Origin of the sequence: Halomonas sp. 3D7M (assembly GCF_014897885.1) — a bacterium.
Lineage (GTDB): Bacteria > Pseudomonadota > Gammaproteobacteria > Pseudomonadales > Halomonadaceae > Vreelandella.
Window position 1 is genome coordinate 2301 of record NZ_JABUZF010000208.1, and the last position, 10841, is coordinate 13141.

Sequence of the window (10841 nt, forward strand, 5' to 3'; positions counted from 1 at the left end):
CCAGCCAATAACATCCCAACGCAGGTTCATCACGTAACTAGGGCGAGAAAGGTCATCCATCAGCGACTGGATTCGGGGGGAAGTGCTCTGCTCTTGATACGCTTCTGCAGGCGGTGCTCGGCGGTGCGCTAATAGAAAAAGATGGCAGCACTCGGCGTCATCCAGTTTTAGGGCGCGGGAGATGTTGAGCAGAAAACGTTCGGAGACCTTAATGTCACGGCCCTGCTCAAACCAGGTGTACCACGTCAGGCCTACCCCAGCGAGCGCAGCAACCTCTTCTCGTCTTAAGCCCGGGGTACGCCTTCGCCCGCTAGTGGGAAGCCCGACGTCAGCAGGCGTTAATTTGCGGCGATGCCGCAGCATGAATTCGGTGAGATCACACTGCGTTCGCTCAAGCCGATGATTCGCCATGCTATTACCTCTAGTAATAGGATAATTAGCTATATTGTAACCCCATATTGAGTGTCTGAGAATGCCTGCTTCCTTGATGAAGTCGGAGGCGACATGTCATTCAGCTGTGATGTTCACACCCCTGGTAATACGGACACAGGCGGAAGCCCCTGCAACAAAGCTGGCATTAAAGAGTGGGCGGGGCTTGCGGTATTGGCCCTGCCCACCATGCTGCTTGGGCTCGATGTCACTATTCTCTACCTTGCGCTTCCTGCCTTAGCGGTAGATCTACAGCCTAGCAGTACTCAGGCGCTGTGGATTATGGATGCCTACGGCTTCATGATCGCTGGTTTTCTTATCACGATGGGCACGCTAGGGGATCGGGTTGGCCGACGTCGACTACTAATGATCGGGGCCTTTGCGTTTGCGGTCGCGTCAGTGTTTGCTGCTTATGCGCCTAATGCCGAGTGGCTTATTGTGGCGCGGGCAGTACTGGGTATTGCCGGAGCAACGCTGATGCCTTCTACGCTGGCCTTGATTAGCAATATGTTTTTTGATCTGCGCCAGCGCGCATTGGCGATTGGGATATGGGCGACCATGTTTGCACTGGGGATGGCCTTGGGGCCGGTAGTCGGTGGGTTGCTGTTAGCCCCCTTTTGGTGGGGAGCGGCTTTCCTAATTGCCGTGCCCATCGTCATCGTACTGCTATTAACTGCGCCATTACTGCTGCCGGAGTATCACAATCCGCAGGCAGGCCGTCTGGATATTTTAAGTGTTCTACTGCTGTTGATAGCAATTCTGCCCAGTATCTATGCCATAAAGGCGTTCTCTAAAGCCGGTGTGACGCCACTGGTATTGGCCACACTTGTGTTGGGAATCGTAGGAACACTGCTCTTTGTGCGTCGACAAAAGCAGCTTCTTGATCCTTTGCTTGATCTCAAACTGTTTGCCAGTAAAACCTTCACTGCTGCGCTGGTCATAATGTTGCTAGGGCTGGTGGGTGTGGCGGGAATGATGCTTCTAGTCACTCAATATCTTCAGCTAGTAGCGGGCTACACGCCGCTGATTGCTGGGCTGTGGATGGGGCCGCCAGCGCTGATGATGGTGCTTGCCGGTATTCTTGCTCCTATCTTGGCGCGCCGTATTCGGCCTGCGTTTGTTATTGCTGTCGCGCTGATGCTTGCAAGCATCGGCTGTGCTTTTCTGGCTCAAGTAGACCCGCTCTCTGTTCAGGTACTCCAGGTCGTTTTGGGATTTTCATTAGTGTATCTGGGGTTGGGCACCATCGCTGCGCTGGGCACCGACTTGGTGGTAGGCGCGGCTCCTGCGGAAAAAGCTGGGTCCGCGTCGTCGATGTCCGAGATGGTTCAGGAGTTGGGTGTAGCGCTGGGCGTAGCACTTCTCGGTAGCCTGGGAACCTTGTTGTATCGCGTGCAGATTGCCAGTGCGATTCCTGATGAGGTGCCAGACGATGTCTCCCGTGCCCTTGGAGAAAGTTTGTGGTCCGCAACGTCCGTTGCTGAACGACTTCCCGGCGGGATACTTGAGCAAGCACAGTCAGCGTTTACGCAAGGAATGAATGCTGTGGCCATCGTCAGTGGCATCACTATTTTGGCGCTGGCGTTGTTGTCGGCTGCTAGCCTCCGGCATGTACAGGCAGTTGGTGAGAATGAGCACTAAATTTTGACATGCAACTATTTGGTTGCATAATGTCATTATGACAACTAATCTCAATCTTGTTTTCAAAGCGCTCGCTGATCCCTCGCGGCGCCAGCTGCTGGATAGCCTGTTTGAAAATAATGGGCAGGCCCTCAATGAGCTATGCGAACGACTCTCCATGAGTCGTCAGGGCGTTACCAGACACTTGGCGCTGCTGGAAGAAGCGGGGCTGGTGGTTACGGCGTGGCGGGGGAGAGAAAAGCTGCACTACCTCAATGCCGAGCCAATTCAGCAGATCCACCAACGCTGGGTCAGTAAGTTCACTCACCAGCGGATTGCGGCGGTGGACAGTCTCAAACAGAAGCTTGAGGACCATCACAATGAGTAAGCCCGATTTTGCCTACGTTATTTACATTAACACGACGCCCGAGCAACTGTGGAAAGCGTTGACGGAAGGGGAGTTTACCCGCGAATACTGGGGTGGGCGGCAAATTACGTCGGAGTGGACAGCGGGAGCAACGGTTAAACTCGTCAAGGCCGATGGATCACTGGATTGGCGCGGCGAGGTGCTGGAGTCAGATCCGCCGCACCGTTTGTCCTATACCTTCATTCCTGAAAACGATGACGAGATGCCAGGATACGAGGGCGAAAAAGTTGATCTGACGAGACCTGAAAAACCGTCTCGGGTCACGTTTGAGATTGCCGAGTATATGGGCCAAGTACGCCTAACGCTGATTCACGATCAATTCGAGGAGAGCAGCAAGGTACTGCAAGGCATCAGCGTCGGCTGGCCATTCATTCTTTCCAGCCTCAAAAGCTTGCTGGAAGGCGGCAGCCCTTTGCTAAGGAGTGATACTGATGGCGCGCATTGAACATATTCAATACGTCAATGCCCCTCTTTCACGTGTTTACGAAGTGTTGACTACGGCTCGTGGCCTGGCCGAGGTGTGGACCCAGGATTTAACATTCACTGCCCAACTTGATGCGGTCAATGAATTCCGATTTGGGGATGAGCACCCGACAAAGATGACGATCGTGGAGCTGGTGCCCAATGCTAAGATGACTTGGCAATGTATCGATTCAGACCCGGAGTGGATTGGGACCAGCATAAGTTTCGAGCTAGAACAACGAGGAGGCAAAACGGCCGTCACTCTCAAGCATACCGATTGGCGTGAAGTGACCGAGTTCTACCGTTTCTGCAACTATAACTGGGCGATATTTCTGCTGAGCCTTAAGCAATACTGTGAAGAAGGGGCCGGTATTCATTACCAGACCCGGACGTTTTAGTAGAGCCGCTGTTCAATTGTGACAAGCAAGCACGATCAGCCTTTAGAATAATATTTTCCATATTGTTGTCGATATTTACCTCCCTCACACGACTGCTTGGCATAGGACATAGAACATAGGACGAAGCCATTTCGGCTTTCGGATGAACACACTTATTGATAAAGGAATATTCAGTGAAAACCGATATGATCAAAATGGCACTGGTGCTCGGCCTGCTGAGCTGGATCGGCCCTTTTGCCATTGATATGTATCTGCCTGCTATGCCGGCCATCAGTGAAGACCTGGGGGCGTCAGTGTCGGCCGCTCAATGGACGTTGATGTCGTTCTTCATTGCATTTGGTATCTGTCAGCTTTTTTACGGACCGGCCTCCGATGTGCTCGGCCGCAAGCCACCGCTCTACTTTGGCCTTGGTATCTTCGGTGTCGCCTCGATTGGTTGTGCATTTGCGCCCACCATCGAATGGCTGATTGCTTTGCGCTTTTTGCAAGGTATGGGGGCGGCTGCGGTCATGTCCATTCCGCGCGCGGTGATCCGTGACCGCTACACTGGCACCGAGGCGACGCGCATGATGTCCACCATCATGTTGGTAATCGCCGTTTCACCCATGCTGGCACCCCTGATGGGCACCTCGATCATCGTGCCCTTCGGCTGGCGTGCTGTCTTTCTGGCAGTCGCCATTGCCACGCTGTTGGGCCTGTTTCTGACCGGCTTCGCTTTGAAGGAAACGTTGGCCCCGGCAGACCGCGCACCTTTTCGCTTCAACGCTATGATGAACGCTTTCGGCGTATTGTTCCGGGACTCGGGATATATGGGCCTGACGTTGATTGGTGGTATGGGCATGGCCAGTTTCTTTGCCTTTCTGGCCACCGCCTCGTTTCTCTACACCGGTTACTACGGCCTTACAGCATTCCAGTTCAGCCTTGCGTTCGCACTGAACGCCCTGGGGTTCTTTACCACCAGCCAAATTGCCTCCAATCTCGGTGTCCGTTTCGGCTCCATCACGGTGGTGAAATGGGCGGTGGCCTGTTACGCCGTGTCGGCCTGCCTGATGTTTACGCTGGTGGCGCTGGGATACACCAGTTTCCCGCTGCTGGTGGGAATGCTGATTACAACCTTTGCGTTTCTTGGTCTGGTGATTCCCACGTCCATGGTGTTGTCGCTGGAGGAACACGGCCCCATCGCCGGTACAGCGGCGGCCCTGGGCGGCACCCTGCAAATGATGCTGGGCGCGGTCGCCATCGCTGTGGTCAGTGTGGTGTTCGACGGCACCCCACTGATGCTGACCGCAGCCATCGCACTGTGCTCGCTGGTGGCAGCGGGCCTGTCGCTGTTGACCTTGCGCGGTACGTCACAAGAGGCCGTGGTCTAAGGTTTTTGAAAGATGTCACATTGAACCGCGCCCGAGTGCTGTTACCGATCTGCTCTCAGGTCCCGCTATCCAAGCAAACGAGATCGGCAATATCCCTAGGTTCGTTGTCACGCGGGATGGGCTTAGCCAACGCGCTGAACGTCCGGTATTTCGCTACGCAAATAGTCAGCGAGCGTCATTAAATGAAATTAGCGGATTCAGCTTGGTAGGCGTTATGGAGCAAATTGATGAACGGTGTTGCTTCTGCAAAAGCCGTTGAATCAATGGCCGTGACGGCGATCCCCGGTGTCCATGAGTTCATCACCGCCGCACCGGACAGTTCTCGAAGCCGTTCGGTGGTAATGACCTCATGACGCTGGGGAATCCCAAGGCGATCCAGTTGACGCTGGATGATGCTCATCATGGTGCCCTGTAGTATCTCGGCCTGTGGCCAGATAACCGCCTCGCCGTCCCAAAAGACAAGGTTCCATATCGTTGCTTCGCTCAGGTGCCCGTGGCTGTCAACAAAAGCTGCATCGTCGAAGCCCTGGCGTATGGCTTGATGTAGATAGAAGGTTTTGCCGGATTCACCAACATGTTTTATGGCGGCCAAAGGTCTTTCATGTGCCACCGTACCCAGCCTCAGCGGGCCTGTGGGGCCTTGAGAGGGGGCACCTGTGCGGATGAGCACTGCTAGCTCCCCATCCATACTGGCCGCCGTGAACTCACCATTACGGGAAAAGATGGTGACTGTTAGTGACTGGTCTTTCGGACCCTCATCAATGGCTGTTCTGATGTAGGACAAGAGCTGTTCATCGGGAAACGCTCTGCCAAAAAAGTCTATTGAAGCGTTTCGTAGGCGATCTAAGTGCAGGTCTAGCCCTTTAACCTTGCGGTCTCGTACCTGCATTGCTGTGAAATGCGCAAACCCGGCAAAGGCCAGGGGTATCAGCTCTGAAAGAGTGGCTGGCTGCCCATTGATATGGGCCTGAACATTGCTGACGTTAGCAGACATAACATTGACTCCTGATTGAACTGGCAGTGAGGAGTCACTACCCTAAACCCTTACAGTGCTGTGAGGGTCAAGAGGGGGAAATGAAAATAGGCGAATTAGCAAAACGTACCGACGTGAGCATCCGCATGCTGCGTTACTATGAAGAGGCAGGTTTGCTGAAGCCGAAGCGCAGCGCGAGTGGGTATCGTGATTATGCTCCGGATGAGGTCCGCACTGTTGAGCGGATCAAGCTGCTTGGTTCGGCAGGCATGACCCTTGCGACTATCCAGCAGTTCTTACCCTGTGTGAGAGGCGAGGAGCCTGTCTTCGAACCCTGTGACGAACTACGCAATGTCTTGCACGAACAAATTCGTCTTGCTGACCAGAAAGCGGCGAAACTGGCCCAAAGCCGAGCCATTCTGGAGAGTTTCCTGTGCGATATAGAACGGCGCTAAAGCGGTAGGTAGCGGTAATTTCAAGGGGCATATAATGCTTGAGACACCACGTTTTTACTGAGTGGTCTATCCCAAAGGAGAGCCGGGGAGTTTCACTGCCCCCCGGCTTTCTTGCTATCAGGCTTGGCTCTTTGAGCGTGGCCCAAATGACAGCACAAGCAGTGTTCCCAGGCTGGTAGTGATCAGGGCTAGTAAGGGCCCACCTAAAGCGCCGAGGTAATCCACTAATATACCGCCGCCTATGGCGCCACTGGCGATAGCAACCTGAAAGGCGGCAACTATCAAGCCTCCTGCCGCTTCAACCTGATCCGGCGCAGCACGAACTATCCAGGTTTGAAATCCGATGGGAAAAGCGCCAAAAGCAAACCCCCACAGTGCGATAGATACAGCAGTAACGCTGGCTAAACTACCCGCGAACAGTAACGTAATGGTGATCGCAATAATGAGTGCCCCACCAAACATAATGGCGTTGCGCTCGCTACGTTCAGCGATAAATGCACCGGCGAAATTGCCAAAGAAGCCACCAATACCAAAGCCGAGCAGTACAGCAGAGATTGCACTGACGGATAGTTGCGCCACCTCTTCAAGGAGCGGTCGTATGTAGGTAAATCCGGCAAAATGACCTGAAATCATCAGCACCACGGCTAGTAGCACAACGCGAACCTGCGTGCGTTTGAGCAGATGGAAGAGAGTGCGCAGATTTGGGTTGTCTTTTGGCGGCATGGCGGGAACGGCGAAAAGCTGAGCCACGAGCGTTACCAGACTAAGGCAACCGGCGGCAATAAACGCACTGCGCCACCCCCAGAGACCACCAATATAGGCGCCCAGAGGCGCTGCACAAACGGTAGCGACAGACACACCTGTCAGAACAATAGACATAGCGCGTGCAAACAGGTTATCGGGCACCATGCGCATTGCTAGCGCGGCGGACATCGACCAGAACCCTCCCAAGGCAATTCCCAGCAATACTCGAGCAATAATTAAAATAAAATAGCTACTAGCTGTGGCCGCAAGGGCGTTGGAAATGACGAGTAACAGCGTTAACAAAAGCAGCACAAACCTGCGATCAAAATTGCGCGTCAGGAGTGGGATTGTTAGCGCGGCAAGTGCAGCGACCGCAGCGGTAGCCGTGACCGCCTGGCCCGCGGCGCCAACGGAGATACTGAGATCTGCTGCCATGGCAGTCAGCAAGCTAGCCGGTAAAAACTCAGCAGTCACCAAACCAAACACCCCCAGCGCGAGGCTGACAATACCCATCCAATTGGCTTGGGCAGGTTCAGCGGTGGGTGTGGCTATCAGTAACTGTGGGTTGGCAGAGCAAGTGGTGTCGTTCATTGCAGGCCTACTAAAGTGGTAGTTGAAGCTGCAGTGTAGAGTTAAGGTTTTGGCTTTTCTATGATATAAAAACCTAAAAGCATGACTATTTGTCCAAATAGAGCCCATTGATATGCGCGATACCTTAACTGAAATTCTGCTCGGCCTGCGCCTTGAGGGCGTTGAGTATGGTCGCTGCCTGCTGCGCCCCCCTTGGGCCGTCGCAACCGCAGCCCAGACAGCAGCACATTTTCATTTTGTAGCTCAAGGCGGGTGCTGGTTGCGTACCGAGACAACCGACTGGACATATCTCAACCCTGGAGATGCGGTGCTCTTTCCGCGTGGAGCGTCCCATGTAATGGCCAGCTCGCAAGACGTGCCTGCAGTGGATGAGGCTACGTTGGCGCGTAGGCCGGTCTCTGAGAATATTTATCTGGTGAACAGTGAATCAAAAGAGGGCGACATTGAACCGAATGTACTTTTTTGTGGTGCCATGCACTTCAATCTCGACCCGCTACATCCACTGATCGCGATGATGCCTGACATGATGCGCGCTAGCGATTTGGCTAAACGCGACCCATCGGTACCTGCCTTACTGGAAGCAATGGAGCGAGAAATTAGCCTGGATCGGGTCGGTGCCTGCGGCATACTTGCCCGTTTGGCCGATGTGCTGGCAGCCAGTATTATTCGTGCTTGGATTGAGTGTGCCAGCAGCGACGACTCCAGCGGTTGGATTGCCGCCGTGCGTTGTCCCCAGCTCGGCAAGGTACTGACAGCCATCCACACGCAACCGGAGCGCGATTGGTCCGTTGCTGAGCTAGCCCATGTCATGGGGGCTTCGCGTTCCAGCTTTAACGAGAAGTTCAGCCGTATGTTAGGTGTGACTCCTGCCAAGTATGTGGCGCGGGTAAAGATGTTTCAGGCTCGACAGTGGATAGCGCGGGATAATATGCGCATCGCCGTGGCCGCTAACCGGCTTGGCTATGACTCCGAAGCCTCATTCAGTCGCGCGTTCAAACGGATTATTGGACACCCACCGAGTGAAGCACGTGTAGTAGAGATCGTGTGACGGTGGAACCTTCTCTTCAGTACCTTGTGAGAACCAGAAGGTGCCGATAACTGAGGGAACACTTTCGAGCGCAGTAGCGCAGCGGCATGCTGGAAGCTTTCAAATATTCCGAATATTGCACTGAGCAGGCTCAAGTCATACAAGGGCGCAAGGGCAGGATCGTCGCCGGACGGCTAATGTTTTTTAAATTATCCCCGCCATGTCACAAACCCTGAGGCTATTCCGTCTACCTCTGTAGAGCTTCCCGTGGAAAGGTTCCACACCACTCACTGCAGAGGAATAGAACGATGGAAATACGCCTGAATGCCTATAAAGCCTCCCCAGAAGGCATTGCCGCGATGACGAAGCTAGAGGAGTACGTGCGTCATTGTGGGTTGGAGTTTAGCCTGGCTATGCTGGTTAAAACACGCGCCTCTCAGATCAACGGCTGTGCCTATTGCCTGCATATGCATACCAGTGATGCCCGTGCCGCGGGGGAGAGCGAGGAGCGGCTCTACCTGTTGTCTGCATGGCGCGAGTCCACTCTTTATACACCTCGGGAGAGGGCGGCGTTGGCCTGGACCGAAGCCTTAACACGGCTGCCTGACACTGGTGCTCCAGCTAAGGATTACGAGCAGGGCCTGGAGAGCTTTACTGAGAAGGAGCTTGTGGACCTAACGCTGCTGATTGGTGCGATTAATGTTTGGAACCGGATCAGTGTAGGCTTTCGTTCGGTTCATCCTAATGAGGCGAAAATAGCCCGCTGATCAACGTTCAGGAGTTCGTGTCATGTATTCCTGTTGCATCCAACATTTTAAATTTGGAGTTATCGCTATGAGTATGATGCTGAACACTGCTTACGCCGGCGGGGTAACAACGGCTATCGTCAACCCCACGGAACTTTATGATCCTGCTCCTAACGGATATAGCCACGCGGTGATTGTCAGCGGCGGCAGCCGGGTCGCCTACATTGCCGGTCAGGGGGGCGAAAATGCCCAGGGAATACTGTCAGCGTCATTTACTGACCAAGTGGCCCAGGCCTATCGCAATCTTAGGATTGTGTTAGACGAGTTGAATGCGAGCCCGCAGCAGGTCACTCGTATTAACACCTATGTCGTCAATTATGATCCTTCCATGTTGGAGGTAATGACCCACTATGTGAAGGAGACCTTTGGCGACTCACTGCCAGCGCAGACGCTTGTTCCAGTGCCGCGGTTAGCGCTGGATGGCATGCTGTTTGAAGTGGACGCGACTGCCGTTCTTGACTAGCGGGAGCGAGGATCCATGGCTGAACAGCCTGCGTGCCAGTTTAATCACTGGCGCCGTTATTTGACCGGTATCGCCTATCGCATGCTTGGGTCAGTGAGCGAAGCGGAAGATGTCGTACAGGATGCTTACCTACGTTGGCACGCTGTTGACCACCATTCGGTATCAGATGTGCGGGCTTATTTGACGACTGTCACTAGTCGGCTTTGTCTTGATCGTCTTAGAACCGCACACCGGCAACGGGAGGTTTATGTTGGTCCCTGGTTACCAGAGCCTTTAGTGGAAGCGCTGGATGCCCCAGAAGACCCCGAGGCGTTGGCCAGTGATGTGTCTTTCGCTTTGATGCTGGCGCTAGAGCGGCTATCGCCTCTGGAACGGGCTGCGTTCCTACTGCACGATGTCTTCGGGCTGGGTTTTAATCAGGTAGCCGTCAGTTTGGGGCGCAGTGAAGCAAGCTGTCGGCAACTCGCCAGCCGGGCTCGGAAAAGAGTGCAGGCCGCTGGTCCGCGTTATCAGGTTAACGCTGGTGAGCATGGCCAACTGACCGAGCAATTTTTTGAGGCAGCTCGTAGTGGCGATGTTGCAGCACTGCAGGCTTTGCTGAGTGAAGGGGCCACTCTGCATACTGATGGTGGGGGCCAGCGGATTGCTGCGCGACGTCTGATTATCGGAGTCGAGAAAATCAGTCGGTTCTTTGCAGGCTTGGCGCGTAAGTCGACGCGATCCCATCCTCGTTGGGTTAATCCTGTGATCGTCAACGGGCTACCAGGGTGGTTAACTATCGAACAAGATGGGCTGCCTCAGGTCATGATGCTGGACATCGTGGATAGTCGTATCCAGGCGCTCTATGTTGTTCGTAACCCGGATAAATTACGCCACCTAGTGGATTATTTTCCGGAGCCGTTTGCTGGGCGTGACGTATGTGCCGACAGTCCTCCTCAATAATAATACGCTGTCCAATAGCGCTGGTGACTAGGCGGGTTGTGTTGCTGCCCTAGCGCCTCTGAGCTGAATGACGTCGGCTCTGGGCGGCGCGCCAAACATGCGGCTATATTCGCGGCTAAAGTGGGAGGGGCTTT

13 protein-coding genes and 1 pseudogene are annotated in these 10841 nt (G+C 54.2%); 10 read left to right on the plus strand and 4 right to left on the minus strand.

Annotated elements, in window-relative coordinates; all coding sequences use genetic code 11:
• Positions 1-411 (minus strand): helix-turn-helix domain-containing protein (locus tag INT22_RS20860; RefSeq protein WP_226912648.1); only part of this gene is annotated, 411 nt, incomplete at its 3' end.
• 93 nt (positions 412-504) lie between these two features.
• Here INT22_RS20860 and INT22_RS11480 point away from each other — a divergent pair.
• From INT22_RS11480 to INT22_RS11500, 5 genes are all read left to right on the plus strand, one after another.
• Positions 505-2070: an MFS transporter gene (locus INT22_RS11480; RefSeq protein ID WP_193059459.1), complete on the plus strand. Its 1566-nt coding sequence runs from the start codon at positions 505-507 to the stop codon at positions 2068-2070.
• A 37-nt stretch (positions 2071-2107) separates the two neighbouring features.
• The gene (locus INT22_RS11485; RefSeq protein WP_083007844.1) at positions 2108-2437 is read left to right on the plus strand and encodes an ArsR/SmtB family transcription factor; all 330 of its coding nucleotides are present in this window, start codon (positions 2108-2110) and stop codon (positions 2435-2437) included.
• On the plus strand, positions 2430-2921 hold the full coding sequence (locus tag INT22_RS11490; RefSeq protein ID WP_193059460.1) for an SRPBCC family protein: 492 nt from the start codon (positions 2430-2432) through the stop codon (positions 2919-2921). The genes INT22_RS11485 and INT22_RS11490 overlap by 8 nt, the downstream gene beginning before the upstream one ends.
• Positions 2908-3336, plus strand: a complete 429-nt coding sequence (locus INT22_RS11495) for an SRPBCC family protein (protein ID WP_193059461.1) — start codon at positions 2908-2910, stop codon at positions 3334-3336. Before INT22_RS11490 ends, INT22_RS11495 begins: the two co-directional genes overlap by 14 nt.
• Before the next feature lie 173 nt (positions 3337-3509).
• Entirely contained in the window at positions 3510-4706 is a 1197-nt protein-coding gene (locus INT22_RS11500) for a multidrug effflux MFS transporter (protein ID WP_301397752.1), read from the plus strand.
• 178 nt (positions 4707-4884) lie between these two features.
• On the opposite strand, the gene INT22_RS11505 is transcribed toward INT22_RS11500, so the two are convergent.
• A complete protein-coding gene (locus tag INT22_RS11505; RefSeq protein ID WP_193059462.1) occupies positions 4885-5700 on the minus strand; it encodes an aminotransferase class IV family protein in 816 nt (271 codons plus the stop codon).
• 80 nt (positions 5701-5780) lie between these two features.
• Between INT22_RS11505 and INT22_RS11510 the strand changes: the two genes are divergently transcribed.
• Positions 5781-6134: a MerR family transcriptional regulator gene (locus INT22_RS11510; RefSeq protein ID WP_193059463.1), complete on the plus strand. Its 354-nt coding sequence runs from the start codon at positions 5781-5783 to the stop codon at positions 6132-6134.
• Positions 6135-6251: 117 nt separating this feature from the next.
• Here the strand turns inward: INT22_RS11510 and INT22_RS11515 are convergent, their stop codons facing one another.
• Positions 6252-7469 (minus strand): MFS transporter, encoded by a 1218-nt coding sequence (locus INT22_RS11515; RefSeq protein WP_193059464.1) that lies wholly within the window; start codon positions 7467-7469, stop codon positions 6252-6254.
• A 112-nt stretch (positions 7470-7581) separates the two neighbouring features.
• On the opposite strand from INT22_RS11515, the gene INT22_RS11520 reads away from it, so the two are divergent.
• From INT22_RS11520 to INT22_RS11535, 4 genes are all read left to right on the plus strand, one after another.
• Positions 7582-8517, plus strand: coding sequence for an AraC family transcriptional regulator (locus INT22_RS11520; protein ID WP_193059465.1), 936 nt, complete (start codon positions 7582-7584; stop codon positions 8515-8517).
• A gap of 287 nt (positions 8518-8804) precedes the next feature.
• The gene (locus tag INT22_RS11525) at positions 8805-9263 is read left to right on the plus strand and encodes a carboxymuconolactone decarboxylase family protein (RefSeq protein ID WP_193059466.1); all 459 of its coding nucleotides are present in this window, start codon (positions 8805-8807) and stop codon (positions 9261-9263) included.
• Between the two features lie 67 nt (positions 9264-9330).
• Positions 9331-9765, plus strand: coding sequence for a RidA family protein (locus INT22_RS11530; RefSeq protein WP_226912649.1), 435 nt, complete (start codon positions 9331-9333; stop codon positions 9763-9765).
• 15 nt (positions 9766-9780) lie between these two features.
• The gene (locus tag INT22_RS11535) at positions 9781-10707 is read left to right on the plus strand and encodes a sigma-70 family RNA polymerase sigma factor (RefSeq protein ID WP_193059468.1); all 927 of its coding nucleotides are present in this window, start codon (positions 9781-9783) and stop codon (positions 10705-10707) included.
• A gap of 27 nt (positions 10708-10734) precedes the next feature.
• Here the strand turns inward: INT22_RS11535 and INT22_RS20865 are convergent.
• A pseudogene (locus INT22_RS20865) lies at positions 10735-10841 on the minus strand (AraC family transcriptional regulator CmrA); the annotation flags it as partial.

Bases quoted from the DNA above. Each gene is read 5' to 3' on its own strand.
- INT22_RS11515 (WP_193059464.1), bottom strand. From the start codon at position 7,469: ATGAACGACACCACTTGCTCTGCCAACCCACAGTTACTGATAGCCACA.
- INT22_RS11520 (WP_193059465.1), top strand. From the start codon at position 7,582: ATGCGCGATACCTTAACTGAAATTCTGCTCGGCCTGCGCCTTGAGGGC.
- INT22_RS11490 (WP_193059460.1), top strand. From the start codon at position 2,430: ATGAGTAAGCCCGATTTTGCCTACGTTATTTACATTAACACGACGCCC.
- INT22_RS11485 (WP_083007844.1), top strand. From the start codon at position 2,108: ATGACAACTAATCTCAATCTTGTTTTCAAAGCGCTCGCTGATCCCTCG.
- INT22_RS11525 (WP_193059466.1), top strand. From the start codon at position 8,805: ATGGAAATACGCCTGAATGCCTATAAAGCCTCCCCAGAAGGCATTGCC.
- INT22_RS11535 (WP_193059468.1), top strand. From the start codon at position 9,781: ATGGCTGAACAGCCTGCGTGCCAGTTTAATCACTGGCGCCGTTATTTG.
- INT22_RS11505 (WP_193059462.1), bottom strand. From the start codon at position 5,700: ATGTCTGCTAACGTCAGCAATGTTCAGGCCCATATCAATGGGCAGCCA.
- INT22_RS11510 (WP_193059463.1), top strand. From the start codon at position 5,781: ATGAAAATAGGCGAATTAGCAAAACGTACCGACGTGAGCATCCGCATG.
- INT22_RS11495 (WP_193059461.1), top strand. From the start codon at position 2,908: ATGGCGCGCATTGAACATATTCAATACGTCAATGCCCCTCTTTCACGT.
- INT22_RS11480 (WP_193059459.1), top strand. From the start codon at position 505: ATGTCATTCAGCTGTGATGTTCACACCCCTGGTAATACGGACACAGGC.
- INT22_RS11530 (WP_226912649.1), top strand. From the start codon at position 9,331: ATGAGTATGATGCTGAACACTGCTTACGCCGGCGGGGTAACAACGGCT.